We start from the raw sequence: 25,916 nt of genomic DNA on the forward strand, positions 1-25,916 counted from the left end.
ACTCTAAAACAATAAATGTATGGGAACAATGGGTAACACGTTTGATGTGAACACCGTGAAATACGGACATGCCCGTAAAGTGTGGCGTGAAATCCGTCACCGTTATCCGGGCGGTGGTATGGTGAGCAACATTTCCGATTGGGTTGCGGTTGGCAAGATTCCTGCCGGTACAGCTGTGAAGTTTGATCTTTCAGGTAAGACATTCACCGCTTATACGGATGCACAGATCAAGGCGGCTGAATCAGATATTACCACTCTTGGCATTAATGGTTATTTGCAAGAAGATATTCTTGTAGCCAGTGGCAACACAAAGGCCAGTGGGACAGTAGTCTATGCCGGAGAGATTTATCAGTACATGTTTGACGAAGAAGTGGTCGCTATCCTGCAAAAGATTACTACACTTCCTCAAATTGTATGGGTGCAGTAAAAGAATTTGAAAACAACATTTAAAATACGACAATTGTATGAATACACTTCCTATTGATTTGTACAAGGTTATCGAGTATGGGCTTGGTGGGGACACTTGGCAAGAATTTATTGACCGTTACAAGGAGAAGTATGACCTACTTCAAATTGATGGTTTTGAATTTGAAGCAACCAAGTTGGATTATACTTTCTCCCAGCTTATTACGAGCCTCGGCGTGAAAACGCTGCCAGCTTACGTTGATCCGGAAAGTCCGGGTTATGAAGCTGCATTGGGAGAACTCGAAGGAAGGACGGGTAATATCCCGACTCAAAAGAAGTTCTACCGTTTGAACCGTGTGACTGTGAGACAACAATTGCAGCTGTTGCAACGGGTAGGCATGTCCGCATTGACGGAAGAGATGCAGAATGTGTTCTTGGGCTTGCTTGATGAAAGTGCTGACGGTCTTATCGGATCGTACTACAATGCGCTTACTCACCAGCGAATGAGAATTGTTTCCACGGGTAAGTTCACTATTGATACTGATAACAACCCACGTGGTTTGAAGGGTATCACTATTGACTTTAATATCCCTGAAAACCATTATCAAGTATTGGCCGGCACAAGCCGCTGGTGGACTAAGGATGAACATATTCCGGCAAATCAAGGCTCTGCCTCTGATCCGATTATGGATGTAAAGAACAGAGTGAAAGAGATTCGCCGCAAATATCATTATTTGGGCAAGATCAGGATGGAGCTGGCGCAGGACTTATGGGATGATTTAATGACTCATACCACGGTTCTTAAACGTATCGGCCATTCCCTCTATCCGACTGTGACGGATGATAGTACGGTTATTGCCAATGCACAGAATGAAGATGAAGACCGCCTGAAAGCCATTTTCAAGAAACTGGTTAAGGTGGATGAAATCGTGCCACGTGACAGCTATGCTTTTGTTGACAAGCCCGGTAAGGATGCGGACGGACAACCTGATCTTATCACTGAACAAGTGGAGAACTTCAAGGCCACCAATATTGCCTTTATACCAGTAGGTCAGATCGGTACTATTCAAGGTGTGGAGCCTTTGACTTTGGGATATGAGGCAAACAAGGTTGCTTCTTATGACGGTGGACGCTTGAAACTGACACAGAGAGCCAATCCTGAAACACATTCAATCTATATTGAAAGTGAAGCCGCCCAAATGTGTGTGCCGAGAATGCCACAGTATATGTTCATCTCTACTGTAACTGTGTAATTCTTAAATTCATGCAAGAATGAATGAGGAACTTTCTCATACGGAAGATATGACCATTGAGGACTTTTTGAGTGGCGCAACTGCTTATGAAATAGCGGACAACGCCCTCAAAAGGGTTCTTGTCAAGCGGAAAATCGCTTTTGGAACAATGGTAAGTGAACTGACCGAAAGGCAGCTTGATCTTGCCACTGCCGATATTTACATGTGGTGTGCAAGCACTCCAAGCAGTAAGAATGATACCGAAGACAGTGACGGGGGATGGAAGCATAAGGAAGGTGGTTGGCAGACCAGTGCATACGACAAGCGGCAACTCCGTGAAATGGCGAAAGAACTGTATGAGAAATGGGATGAAGAAGTTGTAAAGGGCACTAAAATCAGAATAGTCAATTTTTGAGTATGAAAGTAAATAATCCACGGCATCCGCACAAATGTACTGTTTACCGAATTATAGGTGAGGATTCTTTCAGTGATGGTGAGAAGGTGATCTTGTATGAAGGTATATGCCGAAAGGAAGGTAGTACAAATTTGCGGACATTCAAAACCGATAATGTGATAAAGAGCGATTATCTGTTGAGCCTTCCCGGAATTGTTGAAGGAATATTGGCCGGTGATCTGATAGATGTCACGGACAGACAAGGCACTTTCACTCAATGTATGGTTACTGATAGCTATGCCGGAAATTTGGGAACAACTGTGTATTTCAATCTTGCAAAAAATTAACGCATGGATAACCGGAGCAATGAAGTATTGTTTGATGAAGGAATAAGGAAGGCAAAGGAGCTTGTTTCAGGATATATCTTTGATGTCTTGACTAAATGCTGTGAAGAACTTATCCAAGATGCACTTGATAACAAGTCAGGCTTTCGGAATCTTACGGGTAATACAATAACCAGTTATGCGTGCGGATTATTCATGGACGGTAGATTTTCCTATTTCGTTTGTAGTGGAGATTCAATGAAACAACCGGTGAGAGTAAAGCTGACTAAAGGTGAAACATTTGTAGGTGTCAGTTATGATAATCAGAACAGACGTTTTACTGGAACAATAGAAACTGATAAAGGTTATGGCGAAGCATTCTCCTTTGATTTCTTGAAAAGATATAAGTCGGAATCACGTAAAGGATTTGAGATAGTAATGTGCACGGGTACTGAATATTCAACCTATTTGGAGAATGTGTTGAATGCAGATGTTCTGACCGGAACATTTCAAAGGGCACAAAATACATTATTCAAGAACTTTAAACCAATGAAATGATGGGACGGACAGTTTATAGACGTATGGATATATTAAAACAAATCGCTGATGCAGTAACCGGCATTGGTGAAAAGGTTTTCATAACAGATCGTCCGGCTGCTGAACAAAAGGCGATGAAGGACTTTGTTGTTATCCGGTTGCCACAAACTATCCAAGATAAAGGAAGTACCTACCAAGACACTTACTGTCAGATAAACGTTTTTGCGCATGATCGCTCAAACGGTATTGAGAATACAGTCCGTTTGGATGAAATGCAAATGGAAGTGGTTTCAAAATTTCCAATAGTGACGGAATTGTTTTCAGCTGTAAGTCCACGATTGCTTCCCGGAGGAAATGACGGACTCGGTTTTCATTCCTTAATAATACAAGCGAAGCTAATAATAAACAAATGACACAAACTTAAAAAGATACGATTATGGCAGAGATTTCTATTACTACCAAACTGGAAGAGTTAAAGGTGCTCTTTAATCAGATGAAGGAGGTTTATTATGTGTCCAAAGTCAATAGTGACCTCGCAACTTTAGCGGCTTTTGATATGGAGCTGCCGGTACTCTCTGACGGAGTTACATTTGATACCGGAGCTGCCGATGTTTCCAAGATCAAGTTGACAACCGGAGCAACTTGGACTTCTATTGCTAATGCTGGAGATTCCGATATTCAGTTTCAAGTACCTTCCGTGGCAGGAAAGATCAATGACTTGTTACTGAACAAGAAAGCGGAAACGGTGACTATGACTGCTACCATTGATGGTGAGACTTATGAAGGTGAAGGTTACAATATCGAACCGAAGAAAGTAATCGGAGGACTCTTCATGCGTAGTGAAGACCGTCAAACAGCCTTGTTCTTACCGAATGTTGAGGGGTATAGCAACTTCGTCAGCGAGCAGGATAAGCCGGGGTACTTTAATGTATCTGTTTCTCCGTTGAATGATGCTAAGGGTGCCTCTATTTACATTTTACGTAAAAAAGTGTCCGAATAAAAAACTTAGGATATAACACTTTGCAAAATTCATATCAGCGAAAAGGTGGTGAGCTACTTGATACCGGCCACCACCTTTTTTCGTATAAAACACGATAAAATATGACAAAGAAGAATGACATAACACTTCCTACACCGGAGGATGAAAGGCTATTGAATGATGTGTTGGAAGACAGTGTGGACTATGTGGAAGTCCGAGGAAAGAAATATGGTATTTCATGGCTGAAAAGAGGGACTATACGCAAATTCACCAGTACCATGCAGAAATCGGGAAATGATGATAAGATCAGTTGCCAATGTGCAGCCGCTATCATTTTGAACGGATATTGGAAGATCAAGTTCTTCTATCCTTTCTTGTGGCGATGGTTCTTTTATATCAAACAATATGGAGATCATGAGCTGATGAAGGTTATAGCCGTCGGCAAAAAAAAAATTCCAGTGGAAGACTACTTGACTGCTACCATATATCTGACCGCGATGAAGGACACGATGATGACAATGACAAAAGAGGAAGCAGAGCATATCCTTCACGAACCAGCTACGGACAAACGTGGGAAATAGGCAAGTCCTATCCGTGGCTGACAGAGCCTTTGAGAGTATTTGGGATTCCAATAAGCAAGCCCTTGTTTGGTATTTATTGGGTACTTACAAATGCACAAATTGAACTATTGGCAATGGATGTGTCTATTGTGGTTACAGATTGTGACAAGGACAACAAGGAAAAGAAGCACGATACGAAGAACTTCAAATCCCCTTCCGTAAGCGAAATAGAGGATGCTGCCAAACGCTGGAAAGATAAGTATGGCAATGGAGAAACAGCAATTAACATTAATGATTATAAGTAACACAAACACAATAATATATGGCTGATCTCGGTAATTTATATTTTGATATACTGTTCCGTGATAAGACAGCGGAACAACGTAAAAAATTGAAAGCGGAAATCACCAAAGACTTGCAGGCAAAACTTGATGTGGGTTTTGACAAGAAGAAGTTGGTTGGCGATATGAAGACTTTGCTTCAAAGTGAGAAGTTTAAGATCAATGTGGTAGTGGATAAGGCCAGTACCACACAAGCTGTCCGTGCCGCCTTGCAAGCCGCCGGGTTGAATACAAACTTTACAGCAAGTGATTTACGCGCCGCCAAAGCCGCAGCCATTCAAACCAAAGCGGAGGCTTCTGCCGCAGCTGCACGTGAGCTTGCGCGACAAAGAGCCGCCCGTGCCGCCAAAGCGGAACTGGATTTGGCTAATGCCCGTGAGAGATCAGCCAATGCAGCAAGGCGGCACATGACAGCCACTCTCAATATGAATGGAGCAATGAACAGCCAGTTGAGTATTGTCGGACAATTAAGAAATGAATTTTTGGGGCTATACTCCATTTATGCGGCACAAAATTTCTTACGTGCAGTGGTTGATATTGGTGGTGAGTTGGAGAATCAGAAAATTGCAATGGCCTCTATCCTGCAAGATGAAGGCAAAGCTACAACCATATTCAATCAGATTAAGAAACTGGCTGTTGCTTCTCCGTTCGGGGTTATGGATTTGAATCAGTATGCCAAGCAACTTTCTGCATATTCTATACCATACAATGAATTGTATGATACCATGAAAAGGCTGGCTGATATATCAGCCGGTGTAGGTGTTGATATGGGGCGTATCATATTGGCCTTCGGTCAGATAAAGGCTGCTAAATTCTTGAAAGGAACAGAATTGCGGCAATTGACGGAAGCGAACATTCCTATGGTGGATAAACTGGCCGAGCGATTCAGTAAGTTGGAAGGCCGCATTGTCAGTGCCGGTGAAGTGCTTGATATGATCTCGAAAAAGAAGGTTACGTTTGAGGACGTAAAAGATGTTCTTTGGGAACTTACGGATGATGGTGGCATGTTTCATAACATGCAGGAAGTTCTTTCAGAATCAGTCAAATCCAAATGGAAGAACTTGGCTGATGCGATTGACATTATGCTTGGTGATATTGCGGAGTCAATGGGTAGTACATTGAAATGGACTGCCGAAAGCCTTACCACCCTTGCTCAAAATTGGAAAGAAGTTGTACCTTTTATAACAGCGGCCACAGCTGCGTTTGGAACATATCGGGTTGCGGTTTATGCAGGATCACGTGCCATGGGAGTGGCAAATGCTACATTAATAAAAGGAACACTCGCAGCTAAACAGAAAACAGCAGCGGATTTAGTGATGGCTTCCAATTACCGCACTTTAACTGCCGCTGAAAAAGGATTGATTGCTTCAAGAAATGCTATGACTACCGCAGAATGGAGGGCATTGGCTGTTAGTGGCGCATTGAACAAAGAACAAGCGTTGAGGTTGATAACACTTGGGAAAATTAAATCAGGTCAGGCAGGACATATTACCCAATTACTTAATATATCAAAAGCTGAACTTCAAGTGGCTATGTCAGCTGGAAAAGCTCGTGTGGCAATGACAATGCTTAGTTATGGAGCCAAACAAGTTTGGACTGCTTTTAAGGGTTTGTTCAATCCATACATGTATTTGTTCGCTGGACTTTTTGCCATTACTGAATTATGGTATAAGTCCGGGCAAAAGGCTGACGAAATGAACGAGCGTATTTCCGAGCTGACAACAAGAACACAAGACGGTTTCAAGAATTTAACGAAAGAAGCTCAAAAATTTGCTGATGTTGATCCTTTTAAGGCGAATGATGCCTCACTGATTTCTTCTATTGAAGAAATGAAAACAGCATTAAAGGATTATTCTCCAGTTTGGGCAGACACTTTTAATGAAACGTTTAAGACTGATGATGAAGGAAATACGGTTAAAAGCCTTGCAGAACAATATATATTGCTTCGGAATGCTTTGAATGATACAAAAGAGGCTTATAAATTGTTGAATGCCATAAGAGGTACATCTGAATATGCGAATGATGCTACTGATGGTTATTTTGACGAAAGCTTTAGTGAAAATATTGAAGACTACATCAAGGCAGAGAAGCATATAGACAAGATTATAGACCGTATGGCTGGTAGCTATATAGAGTATTATACTGCCATGCAGAAAGTTATAGCCAAGTATGATGATTTTGCTAAAGTCGCTTCGGGCAAATCATTGAAAGAGCAGTTGGATATAATCAAAGAATATCCCAAGGCATTAGCCAGTTTGAATAATGAGTTACCCTTCACGGGAGGATATAGGGATGATATTTTTCAGCTACGGAAGGCATGGAAAAACTCTAAACGTGTTTTTGAGGAAGAAGTATCACCGGATATGCAGAGTTTCATATCTGAATATAAGTCACGATTACAAGCTGCCGGTTGGAATTTAAACAATTTGAGTGACGCTCAAAGAATAGCTATCGGTTTGGATATAAGTTCTTTCTTGGATCAATTTAAAGAAATGCCGGTAGATATACGAAAATTTCTTAATGGTGAGATTCTTGAAAAGCAATTCAATATCAAGATTAATGCTGAATATACGGAAACTATTCAGAGCTTGTCAGACTTGCAGAAAAAGTTCAATGAAGCCACAGATGGGCAATTTGAAGCCCAAATAAAGGTTTCTACGGATTCAGAGAAAATTATTGAAGGAGTACAAAAAGCGTATAAGGAAGCTAAAGAGACAACAAATCAATTGAAGCCGGTATTGATTAAAGCCGGAATAGATTTGTCAGGTATTGGAGCTATTGACTTGTCAAAACTTCCCGACTGGCAGAAGCAAATTGTATCAGATTATAAAAAGGCTTTCGATACAATGCAAGCCGGTGAGAAAGGAGCTAAAGAAATCGGTTTTTCCCTCACTGATCCAAATAAGGATAAGAGCAAAAAGGATGCCTTTGCCGAAAGATTGAAAGAACGGGTAAACTTACTAAAGGAGGCATATTCTGAATATAAGAAGTGGACTGACATTGTTGGAAAGGGAGAAGCTGCCAGCAAGGTTAAAGAATCGGGTATTTTTGATTCCTTATTTAAAGGTAAAGAACCGGTGGATATTGGAAATTATCGAGATGAATTGAATAAGATTCTTAACCAGCTTGACGATAAGACTAAAGAACGTAGGGAATTGAAAGTTTCTATACGGAAAGTTCTTTTGGATATTGATGCCAATGCTATGAAAGAAGCTTCGGATAAGGCCGCAAAGGAACTTGAAAGGTACGTGTCTGATGTTTCAAAGAAATGGGATATATACAAGCAGCTTGTCAATGCCGGTGCAAGTAAGAAGGATGCTTCTTTATACGCTTTCGGAGTATTGTCTGAATATGAGAAGAAATCCGAGGAATTAGCTGAAAAGGTAACTAAGAAAATGAAGGATAAAGGGGTATATATACCTTTGACTTTCACCGAACAAGAGGCCACAGAATCACTTGGAGGTAAAGACAGTGTTTTGTATAAACAGTTTTTCAGTGCATGGAAGGAAGCTAAAGAAGCTATTGAAAAAGATAGTTTGGAAGTAAAGCTGAAAGAAGTTACTGCCCTCAACAAATACAAATCTATCGCTGAAAAGATACGGGACTTAAGCGAGAAATATGCTCCCTTAACCGGCACCTTCATTGGTGAAAATAATGAACTTGTTGGGAATGTTGAAGGCATGACTCCCGGACAGAAAGCTCTTTTTACCGAATATAAGGAGGAACTGGCAAAACTAAGGGGACAACTGCTTGAACTTCTTCCGGTATGGGAACAGATATTTGGAGATCAGACCTATAAATCATACGGACAGATACAGCAAGCATCCGATTATGCGCAACAGATTATTGATAATGCTTCTGTAACTAAAAACAAGAATGGAAAGCCAACAGCTTTTACTTCTTGGTATTTGGATGAGAATGGTAAACGGATTGATGTTTCAGGAGAATATTCTCAAATTGAGAAGTTAAAGAAAGCCATACAAGACTTATATAAGGCCGGATTACAGAAGAATCCGTTTGCCACTCTCATAAAAAATATTCGTTCTTTATTCTCCAGTGGAGATAAAGATGAAAAGGGTACCATAGAAAAAATTGCAGCCATAGGAGAAAGTGCCGCTGAAAGTGCTGATCTTGTCGGCAATTTTGCAGGACAGATGTCTTCCATGTTCGATGCTTTGGGCAATGAGGGTATGGCCGACACGATGGGTAATGTGCAGGATGCCATGTCTTCTATAAGCAATATCGGGCAGGGATTCGCCAAAGGTGGAATAGTTGGTGGTATTGCTGCCGCTGCCGGTGAAGCTGTAAACTGGATTGGGAAGATAGCACAAGCACATGACAAAAAGCTTGATAAGGCTATTGAAAAAAGTAAACTTCGTGCTCAACAGTTGCAGTATATATACGAACAGATTGACGGTATTCTTGAACGTTTCTTGGGCAGTGGCACGGAACTAAAACTTGTAGATGCAGAAAATGACCGTACCCGGTTGAATCAATTAAATAATCAGATTGAGGCAATACGCAATAAGGGGAAGATCAACATCTTCGATTTGATGTCTTTGCAGAAATATAAGCAGGAAGCGGAAAAACTTCAAAAACGTGTTTCGGCATACGATGAAGGCGGTGCATACGGGTATCAACGTGCCTTGATGCAAGAACAACTTTCAGAATTGGAGAAACAGCGGCAAGCCGAAATTGACAAGAAGAAGACGGATGATAGCAAAGTGGCTGATTATGAGAATCAGATTGCGGAGATGAAACAGCAAATAAAGGATTTTGCCGAAGAAACGGCTGAATCTCTTTATGGCATTAATTTGAAAGACTGGGCTTCGCAGTTGGGAGATGCCTTGTATGAGGCATGGCAGAAAGGCGAGGATGGTGCCGAAGCTTTCAAAAATAAGGTTGCCGACATTATGGGTGATGTTATGAACTCCATTCTCAAAATAAGTATTTTGGAACCGGCCATGCAACAGCTTCAAAAGATGCTTTTTGGTGAGGATGGAATGAGTGGTTATTTCGGCAAGGATTTCTCTCTTGACGAAAAGGAGTTGGAAAGTATTGCGGACTATCTAATGGGGGTAAGTGAGAAAACCGATGATTACTATTCCATGCTTGACAAACTGAATAACTATATGGAAAAGAAATATGGTATCAGTATGAAGGAAGAGGAAGAAGACAGTGGAAGTGGTTTATCTAAAGGCATACAGAATGTTACTGAAAATACCGCTAACCTTTTGGCTTCTTATATAAATGCAATCCGGGCTGACGTGAGTGTTAAACGGGAGTATGTGCGCAGATTGGTTGAAGAATTGTTCCCGGCCTATAATGTAATAGCACAAGCACAATTACAACAACTGACAATGATACAGATAAATACAGCAAAGAATGTGGAATTTGTGGAAGAAATCAGGGATATACTACATAGGAATATAAACGGTGTAAACAAGTTTAATATATGATTATGAACAGATTGAATAGTGAATTGAGAGGTCATGCCGTATCGTATGGCCTCTGCACACAATGGCAAGGTGACTGGCAAAACAATAAAAGCCAGCAAGAATTGATCGGAATGTATATACGGGGCATTGATTTTTGTATTGAACACGATTATCCGACGGTGGAATATATAAAAGGCAATTTTGACCGGAGTCTGCTTCATCAAAACCATATTTTTGTTGATGAACCAGTGATCGGAGGCGACAATGGTGTATATGTACTGAACGGTAAATGTTCAGGTAAACTTTCTTTCGGTAAATTTACAGTTGTTACTCTCCATTTGCGGCATGATAGTGAATTGACTCTTGAAGTGGAGGATTGTGCCAAAGTTTTTGTAAGTGTATATGATCGGGCTAAACTACATGTAAGGCAAAGCGATGTGGCTAAAGTTTATGTATATGTTCATGGTGGAAACTGTAAAATAGAATCCGAAGGCAATGTTATGGTAAGATATAAAAAGAATGGGGACTAACACGTTTTCTGCAATATATTTATTTACAGTATTTTATATTTCCAAATTATTTGAACGGTATCATAAATTGCAACCAACATCTCGTCACAATACGGTAGATACGTGCATTATTTATATTGTGTCTAAATTTTAGAGTAAATATAACTATTTTTAGTTACCGATTCTTACCGTTTGTTACTGATGTCTACCGAATTTATTTTATTGATTTTTAGGTTGTTGTATGGTGAAAATATCGTTTCTATATTTGTGTCGGAAACAATGCTATTAGGTTCATTACGTGGTTGTCATGAACTGGAGTAAAATATTATAGGGCATTCTCTTTGAGGCAGACAACCACATTAGGCTTCATCGGGATTTGCCCTTTCTCTTTACTATTATGTCAAGCGTGACTATTATATTAAGGAGGGTTCAGTAGGTACGAGTAATGGCGTATTGGGGTTCGATTCCCTACCTACTACAAGATCGGACAAAATAATTCCCCAAAAGCGGAGATGTCCGAGCCGCTGATGGGGAAAACATTAACTTTATAGTGCAAAGATATGGAAAATTTTAATCAGTTAATACCTATTGATGAGGGAAAAGGTAAAAAAAGAACAATGACCTCCTTGCAGATTGCAGAAATTACGGGCAAAACTCATTCAAATGTAATGCGAGATATTCGCAATATCCTTGAACAACTGGAAGATAGACGACAATTCAGTTTTGAATTATCATCAAGACCTCAACCTATGCCAAACGGTGGAAGCAAAGAAGTGTCTTGTTACATTCTCACCAAAAAGGATTGCCTTCTTCTCGCAAGTGGTTATGATGCAAACTTACGAGCCAAAATTATTAATCGTTGGGAAGAACTTGAAGAAAACAAGCGTGAGCTTTCCCGTAAAAGGGAGAAATCTTTGTTAAGTAAAATCTAAATTTATAATATGAAAACAAATCAAATTTTTCAATATAATGGAAGCCCTATCACTTTTTATAAAGATGATAATGTAATGGTAAATGCAACAGAAATGGCAAAGCCGTTTGGTAAATTAGTAGGGGATTGGCTTAGATTGAAAGCTACTACCGAGTTCACAGAAGCACTTTCAGCCGATATGCATATTCCCATATCGGCACTAATTCAAGTAGTTAAAGGTGGTAATAGCGAACAAGGCACATGGCTTCACGAAGATGTAGCATTGGAATTTGCCCGTTGGTTATCTCCATCATTTGCTATATGGTGTAATAAGCGTATCAAAGAGTTACTTCAATATGGCATGACCGCCATGCAGCCAACTTTGGAGCAAATGATAAACAATCCCGACCTTGTTATCAGTCTTGCAACACAATTAAAGAACGAGCGAGAAGAGAAGCAACGTCTTGAACAACAGAACGCATTGCAAGAAGAGCAGTTGCTTCAAGCCGCTCCGAAGGTCAGCTATTATGATAACCACTTGCAGAGTGTAAACACCCAGACGAGCACACAAGTCGCCAAGCAGATAGGAATGGATGCCGAAAAGCTGCATAAGAAGCTGAAAGAAATCGGAGTCATCTACCGACAAAGCGGACAATGGTTATTGCATACTCCTTATTCTACTTGGGGACTACACTCTACACGTACACAGACGTACACACGTTCGGATGGCTCGATAGGAACAAATGTTTATACTGTATGGACTACGAAAGGTGTACGTTTTATCATCGCATTATGCGAAAGCGGTTGGGACGTAAAGAAAGCCATAAAGCTGATTAAGGGTGAATTAATACCAGTAGCATAGCGTTCACTATTTATTTCTCTGAAAATTCAGAAGAATCGAGTTTTTGACAATATACTGTAATAAGCAAATTTTAAATCGTCATTTTTCGGTAAAGTTAATGGAATAAACATAGTGGGCAGCAGAAACAGATGGTGCGCTATACAGAAACGATTCTACTAAACAATTCGTAAAAAACTTAATTACAGAGGAAAAACTAAAAGAACGTAATTCCGTTCTTATACAATCAAGAGGTAATTTGCGATTCTTTTCAATACATAACAAATAAATTGGGCTGACTTTGGAGCCAGCCCTACTCATTCATGATTTTATTACTAACTATGTTCACCTAATTTAGTTTGTATTTTTTTTTAAGCTGTTTAGCGTAAGCCTTGGTAGCAGCATAAACTCTACATAGATGGTATAACTTTTCATCAAATGATTTATTATTCCATTTGGAGTCTTCACTTTCAATATCAGCTACTTTCATCAATGAAGAATCATTTTTTTGTATTTCTCTAAGAAATCCCATAGTCGAACTATCATCTTCTTTTAAATATATATATTCAAACACATTTGAAGTTTTTCCTCCAAGTTCATTTTTCCCTTTGACAGATAGTTTTATTACACATAATGAATCTGTATAATACTCTGTACTGGTATTTAATATATCAACATCGTTTCCTACGCTGGAAAACGTATCACTAATTTCAGTTTTAAGCATTTTATATGCTTCTTCTTCAAATGGCGTTTTTGTATTACTACTGCAACTAATAATAAAATATGATATGAACAGTAAAAGTAAAATGTTTTTCATTATTCCATTTCTTTTAAAATTTCACGAACTTCAATAGCTTTCATTCTTTCTATTTTTTCTTTTTCTCTCCGAATAAGGTCATTTATAAATAGACTTACGTTTGGTTGTAGATTTATAAACTCTACCAAGTCTAAATCAAATCTGATAGCCCGAACCTTACTTTTACTCGCAGGTTTTGTTCGATGATACACTCTTTTAGCTTTTTGTTCCTTTTCTATCATATATCTAAATATTTTACACCAAAATAAAAACCTACCACCACCACAAAAAGTACGTATAGTGGTAATAGACATGGCCCTCCGAAAACACTAAAGCAGATCAGAAGAATCACTACTATCCAAACTAAAACTCCTAACATATAATAACCTCTTTTATAATTAAATGCAAAAGTATTAATAAATAAAATTATGACAAATGATATTTTTTATGTTTTTCAACATACACGTGGAAGCAAGTTAGGGGTTGAGTATAATAATCTACTAAAAAATGCTTTTATGGCATTATTTTCTATGATTATATAGAAAATACAATTATATTTGCGTTGAAATAAGATTAAAGTATAAGGCCATAGAGCTTGTTGTGGAGACTAAATATCTCTGCGGCAAGCTCTTTTTTAATATATGTATATGAACGAACCGTATTCTATTTTGATGCAGAAAACTACCGAGAATGCTCCAGTCAAAGACAGCTTGGCGCATTTTGGAATTGTGTGCACAGAATTTCCGTTCAAGCCGGGTGGGGAAACGAAAGATTTACCCAAACGGGATTGGCCGGATGAAGACGGTGAAGATACTTACATACCCGATAAGCTGCTATTAAAGGCATACGACTTGGAAGCCGAGATGTGCTATAAGGGAGATTTGGGTACTGCATACGATAAAATTATGGCCTTTCAAAACTATCTCACGGGAGAAAATGGTGACGGTGCCACCTTGAAAATATATAACTCGCACACGGGTATCGGGCGGCAAGGACTTTACTTACTGGAGGTTGGAGATTTTGAATTTAATAAGTCCAATATGGATGAAGTCTTGACCTTCCCGGTAAAATTCAGAGTAACTGATCCTCGAACTCAAATAATCCCCTCGTATAGTGTTGCGGAACCGACAAAGATAGTTGCATTGGTTGAAAAAGTATAGCTGTATGGCATGGAAGGTTTATGATAAAACTGGCAATACGGTACGTTGTACACTGAAAGGTTTGGAGTATAATGGTACATGGATGGGTGCATGTTTTGTGACAAGCACTCTGAAAAGTGCCGTACCCATTCTTTTTGAGATAGGTGACTATGTTATGTACCGTGGTGAGAAGTTTGAGATAAACTATGATCCTACGGCATTAAAAAAGGCGGCAAGAAAAACTTCGGGAGAAGCGTTTGTCTATGATAACGTAAAGTTCAACTGGCCGGGAGATGAATTGACGCGATGTGATTTTCTTGATTATGTGAAAAGTGATAATCAGATACACTTCACTTCTTTGCCTAAGTTCAGTTTCTTCGCTTCGTCTATACAAGATTTGGCAGACCGTGTTCAAGTAAATCTTGACCGTATATATACCGGAGCACAAAAATGGACGGTTGCCGTACACCCTGAATATGTGAGCACTACCAATGTAAACATTGATGTGAACAATATAAAGGTATGGGGTGCATTGGAGTTGTTCAATTCAAAATTTGGTGCGAACTTTGTTATTCGTGGCCGAACAATAACAATCGGTACTGCCGGTATTGCTGTGGGCAATATTTTCAAGTATGGACGTGGAAACGGTTTGTACGAAATTCAACGTACAGCCGATGCGGATCAACAGATTATTACGCGATTGCGTGCATACGGTAGTACAAGAAATATGCCTAACCGGTATTATAATAAGCTCTCAAACAGTTCTCTTACCAATTATTTGCCGAATAACATGGCCGTGGAAAATCTGATGTTACCTGATTTTCCTAAGACAACGCTTGATCCATATATTGACAGTAAGAATATTGCTGTGCTTGGCATTCGGGAAGGGAGTGTTTATTTTGACGGTACCGGTGGTTTGGAGGAAATATGTCCTTCAATGGAAGGTATGACCGCCGAACAGTTGAAAGATGCAGGTATTTATGTATCATTGGATGCCGGGGATAATGGCAATCTTGACGAAGTGGCTGATGCCGAACAACTGACAGATGATGGTACAATGGATAGCCTGAAGGAAGGTGAAGATGTCCCACCTTTTACAATAACGCTAAAAGATGTTGGTTTCAATATAAACGATTACCTGACTTCTGAAACAGCCACCATTAGCATGAAAAACGGCATGTGTGGTGGCCGGGATTTTGAAATAACCAAATGTGAGAAGAAGGGCAATAAATATGTGCTGACTTGTAACCGTGTATATGATGAAAGTCTGAAATTATATTTCCCATACAAGGATTACAATATAAAGTCCGGTGACAAGTTTGTCCTGCTTTATATTGATATGCCGGACGTTTATATTCAGGCCGCTTCACAACGGTTGCTTGCTACCGCGAAAAAATATCTTGCAAAGAATGACTATGTGCGCTATTCGTATGAACCGAAGGTGGATGATATTTTCATGGCACGCCAACATGATGAGGCTGTTGCAAGGGGGGAAGCAAGCATACATGATACTTTGAAAGAAGGGGACTTGATGCTATTCACTGATAGCGATCTTGGTATTGAAGGCAGCATCATTATTGATACCCTTATTATCAAAGAGGGAGAAGATATGATACCGAAGTACACTATGACACTTCGGGAGGAAAAGGCTGTTGGATCGCTTGAAAAAATCCAAAATCAGATAGACTCTATTGCAGGTGGTGGGCAGGGAACCGGTGGCTTGAATACCCAACAGATACAGTCTATCATCCGTTCACTGGGCAATCAGCTTTTTCTTTCGCGCACCCACAATGATACGGCAGCTGGGCTTATCGGCTTCTTAGCCGGTGCTATCTTTGGTGCAAGCGGTTTTGCAGAGGGTTTGACCGGCTTTGGGGCGAAAATAGACAGCATGGGACGTGGGTATATGGAAAGCCTCACGTTACGCAGGTTTTTAGAGGTGCCGGAATTGCGTTTTAACCGTGCTGAAATTGTGCTTGGTGACAAATGGCGTTCTCCCGGTGCTGGAATTATAGAGAGTGTTGAGCCTGATTATGATGCTGATGGTAACTTGCTACGTTCCGGGACAATAAGTTTGAAATTACAAGACGGTGAAATAGGTGCTGTGGCTGTGGATGATATTTGCATGGGGTATTTCCATGACTATGAAACGCCGGGGAATAATGCGGTATCTGATATAGATGATAGCCGTGGCAACCGTATGTTTGCCGGTTTCTGTACAATCTATTTTCGTATTACAGAAATATTGGATGCCGGAACAAACAAAAGGTTTCGCTATGTGCTTCGTGGTGTTTCTGATCGTTGGCAATATTCTTTCCATCCGTGTGAGGCTTTGCATTTTGTCGCTTATGGCAACTTTACAAACAAGGAACGCCAGACTTCCGCTTATGAGACGAGGACATACCGCCGTTTCTTGGTAGGGGTAAATGACTGGGAGTTTACAAAGAGTATGGTTGCAATGCAGGATGGGGATTTGAGCAATCTCAACATCTTCGGGTTGGATATGACCGGTTATTCTGCTTATCTGAATAACATTTATATGACCGGCACAATCGAACAGTTACAGATAGATGCACCGGTACGCATTGAGATTGATACGCAAGGTGACAATTTTCTTGCTTATGGTGAATCAATGGAAATTACTTGCAAGGTCTTTAAAGGTTGGGAGGATATTACAGACACAGTTAGACAATGGGCTATCCGAAGGGATAGTGGAGATACCGCCGATGATGAAGCTTGGAATATCAAGCATAAAGATTTCAACGGTTCAATAACGATACATAACACAAAGGAAATTAGTGATTTAGGGAATAATTCAGTAACAGTAGTAAGTACCTTGTTTACCATAACGGCAACAAATGATACTGCATCAGTAGAAGCAATTGTGACGATATGATAGAGAGTGAAAAGAAAAGAATCAGAAAAGAGTTTCAACCGCTTACCATTGCAGTAAGCTTGAAGATAATGACACCGAACAGTCCGGCCAATCAGGTCTATAATCCGGTGGCAAATGAATATGATCCTGACCGTGGGGTTACTCCACTGGTGATTTTACCGGAAGTCATAGCGAATGCCGCTGACGGTAGCTGGGATATGCCTTATGTTAATTCTTTGTTGGCAGAAATGAACTGGTTTGCTAATGGAGAGAATATTTCTGCAATCAGTTCATGGAATGGGAAGTACAGTATAGATACGGTTGGAGATACACGCGGTGCCATTACCATAAGCAGAAATGTGGCTCCGGGTGAAAGTTTTGAGTTGTATTTTGAAGGTCTGATAGCTGATACCCGGCTTGGGGTGAATATTCCCGTTAAGACTGACTCTATCATGTTGACAACGGTAGATAAGAGTGAAGATACCTACGGTTTGTCTATTGGGGATAGTCAGATAATCCAGTACAATCCATTTCTTGACAAGCTTTTGTTGTATGATTACAAGGTAGCCAACAATTTGATTTCCGCATCTACGGCCAATAGGAATGCAGCTTTGGATGAAAATTCATACGAGCGCACCATTCCACTTATGGTAACAAAGGGAGTGAATAAAATAACTACCGGATATACAATTGAACTTTATCAGGTGAACAGCATATCAAGTCAAACAATGCTGACTACCGCAAACCATGAAATAGTGGCTTTGTCCTTAACCAGCCTGATAATGGACTTGCGTTTGGTCGAGAAGGGGGATTACTTGCTGTTGGTGAAGGTTGGTGGAAAGGAGGTTGCAAGACAGCAATTCTCCGTCAATCGTGTTTATCCAAAATTTACGTGCATACCGGCAAGTCAGGCTTCCATCAATCCTGATGAAATCCTGCATAGGAATATAGCTATGGTACAGTGGAATGGAGAAATTGTGCCGATACCGGCACCGATTATCCGCATGGTATGGTTTACGGACAGTGCAAATAAGACCGGGGTACAATGGCAGGAGGGGGAAAAAACTGTGATTATGTTGGATGGAACCGGTATTGGTGAAACTTATCTTGACGATTGGTTGGACGTGTACATTAAGGCCGAGCAAAAAAAGGCTTTCTCTGTATTGACTGATGGGACAAATGAATATACGGACAGTAACGGGAACATATATATAAATAATTGATATGAGGTATGTTGTAGCAAATAAGGAAAAGGCTTTGGATGCCGGGGTTCTGTTGTTGGGGCACTTGGTAAAGGGAGAATCCATCATCTTGAATGAAAAGGAGGTAATGTGCCTGCCTTCTCTTGATGGAGAACTGGAAGATAGAATACTGTTGTTGGACGGTATCGTTTATACTAATACAAGCATGAATCAAATTATATCAGAAGGAGGTTGGGAATATGGCAGAAAATTATAGTGCCCAAAATAGCATCACGATTAAACGTCTTCGTTCCAATGACAGCCTGATGCTGACTTTTGAAAATAATGGCATTCCATTGTTTCAGGCCGTAGATGAAGAAAGTGGGGCTGTCTCTCCTGATTGGAGTATAGCTGCGAATCAGCCGGTACGGACACCCAAAGTAACTTCGGCACGTGGGTTGGCGGTCAGTTTGTCTGGTCATAGTTGGGCTTACAATGGAGTGGCTTTAAATTTTAACGGTGCGGAAAGTGGAGGTTGGAAAAAAGACAGTACGGGCAAATTCTCTTTGAATACCAGTACCGGTGCCATTAAAATTGTCGGAAACTTGGCAAGCAAAACGAATATTGCAGGAGATACATTGACTTATTCATGTGTCGCTTCTACGGCAGGTGTTGAGTATAATTTGACCGGGGAACTGCCTATTGCCATTCAGAATATGGGAGCCAGCTCTTACTATCTTGCTATTCTTGCAAGTACCGAACAGTTAACAAGCAAAGTAACAAGTTGTACTCTGACTACCAAGCTGTATGCCGGTGCCAATGCCATTACCGATTACTATATAAAATGGTATAAGGACACGGCGGCTTGGACTGATAAGAACGGACAGAAAAGTGTAACTGTTACCCGTGGTGATGTGGACGGTACCCAGTTATTCATAGCAGAAGTTTATCAGTCTTCAAGTGCTTCACAACCGATAGCACGTGCCGGGGTACGTATCATTGATACGGCAGATGAATTTCAAATTGTATGTTATATAACTTCTTCCAACAAAGAGGTTGATACCGGACAACCCGTTACAGTAAGTGCCAAGATTGTAAATATGACTACGGGGTCAACTTATACTCCTACTTCCGCATCGTGGACTATGGATGTGATGGATAAGGAAAACTGGAAGAGTTTGAAACATTCTACAACAAATTCTATATCTGTAACAACAACGGAAACTGACAGAAACGGGACTCAATATGATGTTGATGTTTTGGCAGAATGTCATTTTAATTAACATAAAAACAAAATAATATTATGGCAACTAAAGGATTAGGAAATGAAACATTGGTGACCTCCATTCTGCGTTCCAATACAGTATTGGTGGAAGTTGGTGGTAGTGTCAGACGCATTACCGTGGAAAACTTCATGAATGCTATTAATAATGGTGACGAACAAATGTTGAGGCAGGTGGCTTGGGGGATTCCAATCAAACAATCAACCCAAAGTAGCACGAACTATGGTGTGATAGGTAATACAGCCGCATGGACAGAATACAAGTTGTATTGTGGCCGTTATCTCGTAACGAATGATGGAAGGGCTGCTAAAATGTCCCCTACCAATAGTGCGGTGTTTGCTGATGGTACTGCGGTGGATGAAACCAAAGGGCATGTGATGTGGATAGGGCCACGTTTGTATTATCGTGTACAGACTGACAGTGTGAGTGGTGTACCAGTCTTATGGCTCTCGATGCTACCTATTGGCGGTGAGTTTATTGGTGGGGCAAATGGTGGAATGTATAACTGTATCGGTGCATACAAAGGCTCCATGTCAGGTAGCGCACTTGTTTCACGTTCAGGAGTTGCACCGGCAGGCAGCAAGACAATCAACGCATTTTGGAATGCTGCACAAGTGAACGGTAAGGAATGGGGACTGACCGATTACGATCAGAGAAAGCTTATTATGATGTTGGGGCTGTCCCAGTACGGAGATACCAATATTCAAGCCAAACTTGGTTATGGTGTGGGTGGTAGCTCCAGTAAAGACTTGTGGGCTGCTGCGGCAGCATTGCAAACTGGCGCAACAAAGAGTCTCGGTGACAATTGGGGTAAAATAGCTATTTCTGTGGTGAATGGAAGTAATACTGGAGTGGATTGTTCACGGGTGAACATGATGGGTATAGAAGATCCTTATGGGTGGCAGTGGGAATTTCTGCAAGGAGTATTTTGCGGTAGTTCCAACAATAGTGCTCAAAGTGGAACGGAAATTTTCATTTACAAAGGAAACCGTTTACCGACTACTGCTGAATTAGCTGCGCATCCAAATGGTGAATACAGACAAGCTACCCGGCAGACAACTTCCGGCCAAGTGCAGGAAATAATTCTTGGGGAACATTTTGATATTTTCCCGAAAAAGATCGGTGGAAGCAGCACTTCCTATTGGGCTGATTATTCATGGGCAAACACTACTGGGCAGCTGGTTCTTTGGGGCGGGAATGCGCATCACGGTGCGTATTGCGGCCTCGCTTTTGCGGCCTCGAATTACGCTTGGTCGCTCTCGGATGCGGGTATCGGCTCTCGCCTTGCGTTTTTTGGAGATTTAACATTTGTTAGCGGTGCATCTTTGATGGCTGCATGACAGACTTTGAAAGATTAGTTCTTTGAATTTCAATCAATTAAAACCCGTCCACCTTCTCGTTTTACGGCAACGGACAACGGGACGAAAGCCGAAAGGCGTGGACGGTTGGTAGAGGGGAACAAGAGCTGGTTCTTTGGGGCGGTAATGCGAATAACGGTGCGAATTGCGGCCTCGCTTATGCGAACTCGAATAACGATTGGTCGAACTCGAATGCGAATATCGGCTCTCGCCATACTTATTTATCGTAGAGTAATCTGCGAGTTCTCCGAGCCATGACCTTGCAGGATTTATATCGTTGCAACGTAGTAATCAATTGGTTACGATGTCAGAAAATCAAGAATGCGGAAAGGTTGCCCTATTTGCGAAAGGCGACAAGCGGTGTTAGTAGGTTGGTTCTCGAAAGCTCCGGGCGAATTATTCAAGCAAGCAAAAACGGCTTGCAGTTATCGGAATAATTAGAATGGTCTGAACAAGACAAAATTGGAAGTATGGTGTAAATTTTAAAACAAAGCAGCAGTGAATATTGGAAGAAGTGATATTGATTGGAAGAGTCTGTCGCATGATGAAATTGATATAATTATAGCGGAAAGGATAGAGGCTGACAATAGACGAATTAAAGCAAACGGTGGAAAGAAATCTAAAAGAGCCGGGTATATTCTTGAACGTATAGCAGAGATAAATAATTTACGTGAAGCGGACAAAGAGGCGCAAGATGGGAAGGTTAAGAAAAACCGCTTTATCAGGCGGCATAATCTACACCCGGAAGATGACCTTCGGGCTTTACAGTTGATGATCCTGACATTGGATTTTCCGGCACCGGATTATAGCGTGATGAGAGTAAAAAGTGATGCAGGAAAGGTTCGAGATATTGTTAAACAGAAATATTTCCCGTGGCGTATATTGCACCATGCAATTATGAGGGTGATTGAAGAAGATGTTTATAGAAATTTGATTTATGATACAAGTGCGTGTATCAAGGGAAAGGGATTACATTTTGGAGTAAGGAGAATGAAACGTTTTCTTCACCGATACCCGGAATACAAATGGTTCGTAAAGACTGATTTCAAAAAGTTCTATCAAAGTATTCTTCATGAGCTTATTGTTGCTGCATTGAGAAGGAAATTCAAAGATGAACGATTTATTAAATTGATCGAGATAGCTGTTTTATCGTATGACAGCGGAACAGAGTTAGTTGACGTATTGGAGAATGAAGTTGAACGGAAGAAGAGGTGTTCCGATTGGAGCATTTACAAGCCAACCTATCGGGAATTTTGCGGCAAGTCGGATAGATCATACAATGAAGGAGAAATATCATGTCAAATGCCTGCATAGATATTGCGATGATAATGTTATGCTGGCTCGTTCTAAGTCCGAAGCGTTGTTTCTTATTCGTGCGTATGAACGGGAAAGTGCAAAAATTGGGTTGGTAGTTAAAGCAAACAGTTGTATTGCTCCGATAGGGACAGAAACAAAGAATGGGAACAAAAAGCATAGAAAGCGAAAACGTAGTAAGAGGAAGAAGGATTAACTTTTTGGGCTATTGCTTCACGAAAGATAATGTTCGGATGCGTAAAAATATGAAAAAGAACTTTGCCCGAAAGGTGAAACGAATAAAAAGCCGGAAACGTAACCGCGAGATACGAGCTTCATACTGGGGTTGGTGCAAGTGGGGAGATTGTAAAAATTTATGGAGAACAATAACAAATAATGATATGAGTTTTGCAGATAAAGGTATCAAACAGAGTGGCAGAACGAAGGACGGAAAGAAGTTCTTCGATGTAAAAGAAACAAGATTGATGGATATTCTCAATGTCCCTATAACAGTGGTGGACTTTGAAACGAATGTGAAGACAAAGCAAGGTGAAGGAAGATGTTGTGTTCTTTTTGAACAGAACGGACAACGTAGCAAATTCATAACGAACTGTTACAATCTGAAAGATGTGTTGGATCAGGCTCGCGAAGCGGAGAATAACGGTCAGAAGATTTTTCCAGTGGAGAATGTGATTGTCAAGCGGCGTTCGTTAGGTGACGGGAAGAGTGCTTACTATTTTGAAGAATAATTGTAAAAATGGAGGTAATTTATGAAAAGTTATGGAACTCTTGTAGGAGAACTACCGACTGGTGTTGAATTTGTACTTGAAGGTGCGTTGTTACGCATTTACTTTGACTTTGAAAGAAGAGAAACCGTTCAAAAGACCGGTTCGGAAGATATGGTGGTTGAAGACCAGTATGTCTGTGAAAATGTGGACGTTGAAGGGGAACATGATTATGACAGTATTGTAAGTGCCATTATCATGGAACGTTATGATGCGAATAAGCGTGATGCCATTTTCGCTAACTTGGAAATGGCACGTGATACAACTTCGGTACTTGACGAAGATAAGCGTGCCGAATATCTGAAAGAATATACTGATTATCAGAGTTATCGTATCAAGGCTAAAGAGATCGCAAAAGAAGTATTAGCAAAATTGAAGTAATCCGGTATGGAGGCGCAAGGGCATATATTAATACGAAGAAAGGCCAAAAATGGAATTGACGGTACTAATGGGGAACCGGGGAAAAACGGGCTGCAAGGCTGTATTCTCCGGCAATCCGAATGGGCTAAAGGCATAGAGTATCGCAATGACGAGGCTTTGACTTCCGGTACCCGGTACTTGGATATTGCAATTGTGACTACCGGTGCTAATACGTTTAATGCGTATAAATGTCTGAAAACTCATACGTCCAGTGATTCCATTCCGGTGACAAATACAACTTATTGGCAGAAGTTTAATTCTTTGGTGCCAGTGTACACTCCGCTTATCATGGCTCAAAATGCTATTCTACGGTTCATGCAGGGTAATCAGCTTTTGATAATGAAGGGCGATAATAAAACGGTTGCAGCAGGTCTTGTTGGTGGTGACTATCCGTTATGGGTTGGAGCTACAACACCGACTGATGCGCCATATAAGGTGAGTATAGCAGGGAAGCTCTATGCGGCTGGTGCGGTTATTTCAGGTGACAGCACTTTTGAAGGTACATTGAAAGGTGTATCAGGCTCTTTTACAAGGTTGAATTGCGTGAATGCTGCTGGTGATGCGGTTGGAGGAATCAGCTTTGGAAGTGATGGAAGAATGTGGTTTGATGGTAATATGTATCATCAAGGTACTAAGGATAACCGGTCATTACGTTTCTACACTTCTGACTTATGGTGTAGAGGCGTGTTTGGCGCAAGGGAAAGAAGCATTATGGTAGTTTACGGCTCCTATGCCTATGTGTACACAAAAGGTGCTGATAAAACCGGTACTTATATACCTTTGACTTCCGGGACTTCCTCTGCTAACGAAACTTATTATACAGTTCCTTGCTATTCGCCAAGATACGATTATAACGGTGAAACTTCGGGTTTTCCAGTTGATACGGTTATATTTAGAATAACATCGAATGTAACCTACCGTTATCTTTTGAGTCTTGCCGTCACCCAAAGGATATTCGTGGTTAATGCAAATGACAATTATAATAATGTTCAGATATACGCGAATGGAACAAAGCAAACATTGAATGGCGGTTCCATGCACCATTGTATGCAGTTGGTGGATTTTATGTATCCGTCACCGAACTCTGACTGGTTGGGAAGAGGACTGATGTTCGGTGCTTCAAATGATAATGATTGGAAGTGATTATGAAAAGGATAAATTTTGAAAGAATTGAGATATTTGTTGATATTGATAAGACGAGATGTTCCGTTGAGAACTATAAGAAGGATTTTGCCAATATCATTTATCAACTTGGCAGGGGAATAGAGGCTCATGCCCTCGCATTTAAAATATTCAACTCCAATGGAGAAATTGAGTATAACGATGAAGAGTGTAATATGATTAAGGAATACGCAAGTTTATGTTCCCCAGCCTTTATTGATGCTATCAACAAATTACTATTGGAATAAAAATAATAAACGCAAACACAAAAGGATATGAACGACATTATTGAAACATTCATTCACGACCATTTGTTTTTACATTTGGTTTTGATAGCGGTAAGTATGACAGCTATCATAATCGCAATGGGGATAGATTTTATTTCGGGGATTCAGAAGGCGAAACAACGTGGGGAGCTTCGTACCTCGAAGAAGTACAAAATGACAGCGACAAAAGCGAAGAAATATTTTAATCCGTTTCTGACACTGGTTATGATTGATCTTATATGTTGTATTGTCATTCCATTTCCAGTATTCGCTATGTTATGGGCGGCTTATTGCGTTTTCTGTGAGTTTAAATCGGTACGTGAGAAATCATGGGAAAAGGCTGAACTTCGGAAAGCGGAAAAGACTATGAGTATAATCATTGAGAATAAAGATGATATAGCACGGCTGGCTGCACAAATATTGTTTGAAACACAAAAAGAGAAGGAGGATAAAAATGACACGGGGACTACGGAATAACAATCCGTTGAATATACGGAGAAATAATACAAAATGGCAGGGCTTGTCTGTAACGCAGACAGATAAAAGTTTCTTTCAGTTTAAAACTATGGCATACGGTTACCGTGCTGCTTTTAAAACTCTTCAAACTTATATTTTTAATAAGTATGACACTGACAAAGATGGTACGGCCAACGAACTTGAAGATGTTATTATGCGCTGGGCACCGCCATGTGAGAACAATACTGACGTGTATATTGCCACAGTTGAAAAGCGTTCGGGCATATCTCGTCATACTGTTCTGAATAGAAATAACCGGGAACAACTTATTGCGGTAGTGGCTGCAATGAGTTATGTTGAGAATGGCGTTCCTGCAAATATGGATGATGTAAGGAAAGGTTGGGAATTGATATAGGAAACAAACATATAAACACATA

Annotated in this window: 28 protein-coding genes; 26 read left to right on the forward strand and 2 right to left on the reverse strand. The window is 40.5% G+C overall.

Annotated features, from left to right (window positions below; all coding sequences use genetic code 11):
- Positions 1-19: 19 nt before the first annotated feature.
- The 13 genes from HUX74_RS15180 to HUX74_RS15240 all read left to right on the forward strand — a co-directional run bounded on the left by HUX74_RS15180 (position 20) and on the right by HUX74_RS15240 (position 12,490).
- On the forward strand, positions 20-427 hold the full coding sequence (locus HUX74_RS15180; RefSeq protein WP_004327383.1) for a hypothetical protein: 408 nt from the start codon (positions 20-22) through the stop codon (positions 425-427).
- A gap of 37 nt (positions 428-464) precedes the next feature.
- The gene (locus tag HUX74_RS15185; RefSeq protein WP_005794414.1) at positions 465-1,658 is read left to right on the forward strand and encodes a hypothetical protein; all 1,194 of its coding nucleotides are present in this window, start codon (positions 465-467) and stop codon (positions 1,656-1,658) included.
- A 19-nt stretch (positions 1,659-1,677) separates the two neighbouring features.
- Positions 1,678-2,052: a hypothetical protein gene (locus tag HUX74_RS15190; protein ID WP_005794411.1), complete on the forward strand. Its 375-nt coding sequence runs from the start codon at positions 1,678-1,680 to the stop codon at positions 2,050-2,052.
- Positions 2,053-2,054: 2 nt separating this feature from the next.
- Positions 2,055-2,378, forward strand: a complete 324-nt coding sequence (locus HUX74_RS15195; RefSeq protein ID WP_004326777.1) for a hypothetical protein — start codon at positions 2,055-2,057, stop codon at positions 2,376-2,378.
- Positions 2,379-2,381: 3 nt separating this feature from the next.
- Positions 2,382-2,912: a hypothetical protein gene (locus HUX74_RS15200; RefSeq protein WP_004326776.1), complete on the forward strand. Its 531-nt coding sequence runs from the start codon at positions 2,382-2,384 to the stop codon at positions 2,910-2,912.
- Between the two features lie 23 nt (positions 2,913-2,935).
- Complete coding sequence (locus tag HUX74_RS15205; RefSeq protein WP_224205391.1) at positions 2,936-3,304, forward strand: hypothetical protein; 369 nt, start codon at positions 2,936-2,938, stop codon at positions 3,302-3,304.
- A 23-nt stretch (positions 3,305-3,327) separates the two neighbouring features.
- Positions 3,328-3,891: a hypothetical protein gene (locus HUX74_RS15210; RefSeq protein ID WP_004326773.1), complete on the forward strand. Its 564-nt coding sequence runs from the start codon at positions 3,328-3,330 to the stop codon at positions 3,889-3,891.
- Between the two features lie 101 nt (positions 3,892-3,992).
- A complete protein-coding gene (locus tag HUX74_RS15215; RefSeq protein WP_004326772.1) occupies positions 3,993-4,451 on the forward strand; it encodes a hypothetical protein in 459 nt (152 codons plus the stop codon).
- 113 nt (positions 4,452-4,564) lie between these two features.
- On the forward strand, positions 4,565-4,735 hold the full coding sequence (locus HUX74_RS15220; RefSeq protein ID WP_004326771.1) for a hypothetical protein: 171 nt from the start codon (positions 4,565-4,567) through the stop codon (positions 4,733-4,735).
- Positions 4,736-4,752: 17 nt separating this feature from the next.
- Positions 4,753-10,230: a tape measure protein gene (locus tag HUX74_RS15225; protein WP_174646961.1), complete on the forward strand. Its 5,478-nt coding sequence runs from the start codon at positions 4,753-4,755 to the stop codon at positions 10,228-10,230.
- Positions 10,227-10,739: a hypothetical protein gene (locus HUX74_RS15230; protein ID WP_057087837.1), complete on the forward strand. Its 513-nt coding sequence runs from the start codon at positions 10,227-10,229 to the stop codon at positions 10,737-10,739. Before HUX74_RS15225 ends, HUX74_RS15230 begins: the two co-directional genes overlap by 4 nt.
- Before the next feature lie 596 nt (positions 10,740-11,335).
- Positions 11,336-11,650: a Rha family transcriptional regulator gene (locus HUX74_RS15235; RefSeq protein ID WP_005794398.1), complete on the forward strand. Its 315-nt coding sequence runs from the start codon at positions 11,336-11,338 to the stop codon at positions 11,648-11,650.
- Between the two features lie 9 nt (positions 11,651-11,659).
- On the forward strand, positions 11,660-12,490 hold the full coding sequence (locus HUX74_RS15240; protein WP_057087835.1) for a phage antirepressor KilAC domain-containing protein: 831 nt from the start codon (positions 11,660-11,662) through the stop codon (positions 12,488-12,490).
- 325 nt (positions 12,491-12,815) lie between these two features.
- Here HUX74_RS15240 and HUX74_RS15245 read toward each other — a convergent pair whose 3' ends face one another.
- Entirely contained in the window at positions 12,816-13,283 is a 468-nt protein-coding gene (locus HUX74_RS15245) for a hypothetical protein (protein WP_057087833.1), read from the reverse strand.
- Complete coding sequence (locus HUX74_RS15250; RefSeq protein ID WP_008673420.1) at positions 13,283-13,504, reverse strand: hypothetical protein; 222 nt, start codon at positions 13,502-13,504, stop codon at positions 13,283-13,285. Before HUX74_RS15250 ends, HUX74_RS15245 begins: the two co-directional genes overlap by 1 nt.
- A gap of 405 nt (positions 13,505-13,909) precedes the next feature.
- On the opposite strand from HUX74_RS15250, the gene HUX74_RS15255 reads away from it, so the two are divergent.
- The 13 genes from HUX74_RS15255 (at position 13,910) to HUX74_RS15315 (ending at position 25,894) form a co-directional block, all read left to right on the forward strand.
- Positions 13,910-14,422: a hypothetical protein gene (locus HUX74_RS15255; RefSeq protein ID WP_007846598.1), complete on the forward strand. Its 513-nt coding sequence runs from the start codon at positions 13,910-13,912 to the stop codon at positions 14,420-14,422.
- A gap of 4 nt (positions 14,423-14,426) precedes the next feature.
- Positions 14,427-17,297 (forward strand): hypothetical protein, encoded by a 2,871-nt coding sequence (locus HUX74_RS15260; RefSeq protein WP_009132273.1) that lies wholly within the window; start codon positions 14,427-14,429, stop codon positions 17,295-17,297.
- Entirely contained in the window at positions 17,294-18,499 is a 1,206-nt protein-coding gene (locus tag HUX74_RS15265; RefSeq protein ID WP_005794386.1) for a hypothetical protein, read from the forward strand. The genes HUX74_RS15260 and HUX74_RS15265 overlap by 4 nt, the downstream gene beginning before the upstream one ends.
- 1 nt (position 18,500) lies before the next feature.
- Positions 18,501-18,734 (forward strand): hypothetical protein, encoded by a 234-nt coding sequence (locus HUX74_RS15270; protein ID WP_005794383.1) that lies wholly within the window; start codon positions 18,501-18,503, stop codon positions 18,732-18,734.
- Complete coding sequence (locus tag HUX74_RS15275) at positions 18,718-19,740, forward strand: hypothetical protein (RefSeq protein ID WP_005794381.1); 1,023 nt, start codon at positions 18,718-18,720, stop codon at positions 19,738-19,740. Before HUX74_RS15270 ends, HUX74_RS15275 begins: the two co-directional genes overlap by 17 nt.
- Positions 19,741-19,760: 20 nt before the next feature.
- Entirely contained in the window at positions 19,761-21,080 is a 1,320-nt protein-coding gene (locus tag HUX74_RS15280; protein WP_174646962.1) for a hypothetical protein, read from the forward strand.
- Positions 21,081-21,596: 516 nt separating this feature from the next.
- Positions 21,597-22,412 carry a reverse transcriptase gene (locus HUX74_RS15285; protein ID WP_174646963.1) on the forward strand — a complete coding sequence of 272 codons (816 nt, stop codon included), beginning with the start codon at positions 21,597-21,599 and terminating at the stop codon, positions 22,410-22,412.
- Positions 22,413-22,657: 245 nt separating this feature from the next.
- A complete protein-coding gene (locus HUX74_RS15290) occupies positions 22,658-23,140 on the forward strand; it encodes a hypothetical protein (RefSeq protein ID WP_254592875.1) in 483 nt (160 codons plus the stop codon).
- Between the two features lie 21 nt (positions 23,141-23,161).
- On the forward strand, positions 23,162-23,557 hold the full coding sequence (locus tag HUX74_RS15295; protein WP_174646964.1) for a hypothetical protein: 396 nt from the start codon (positions 23,162-23,164) through the stop codon (positions 23,555-23,557).
- A gap of 6 nt (positions 23,558-23,563) precedes the next feature.
- Complete coding sequence (locus HUX74_RS15300) at positions 23,564-24,739, forward strand: hypothetical protein (protein WP_174646965.1); 1,176 nt, start codon at positions 23,564-23,566, stop codon at positions 24,737-24,739.
- 2 nt (positions 24,740-24,741) lie between these two features.
- Positions 24,742-25,005, forward strand: a complete 264-nt coding sequence (locus HUX74_RS15305) for a hypothetical protein (RefSeq protein ID WP_004326738.1) — start codon at positions 24,742-24,744, stop codon at positions 25,003-25,005.
- A gap of 27 nt (positions 25,006-25,032) precedes the next feature.
- Positions 25,033-25,500: a hypothetical protein gene (locus HUX74_RS15310; protein WP_004326737.1), complete on the forward strand. Its 468-nt coding sequence runs from the start codon at positions 25,033-25,035 to the stop codon at positions 25,498-25,500.
- On the forward strand, positions 25,478-25,894 hold the full coding sequence (locus tag HUX74_RS15315) for a hypothetical protein (RefSeq protein ID WP_057087818.1): 417 nt from the start codon (positions 25,478-25,480) through the stop codon (positions 25,892-25,894). The genes HUX74_RS15310 and HUX74_RS15315 overlap by 23 nt, the downstream gene beginning before the upstream one ends.
- Positions 25,895-25,916 lie beyond the last annotated feature (22 nt).

The organism is Bacteroides sp. Marseille-P8574 (genome assembly GCF_902825465.1).
Lineage (GTDB): Bacteria > Bacteroidota > Bacteroidia > Bacteroidales > Bacteroidaceae > Bacteroides > Bacteroides uniformis.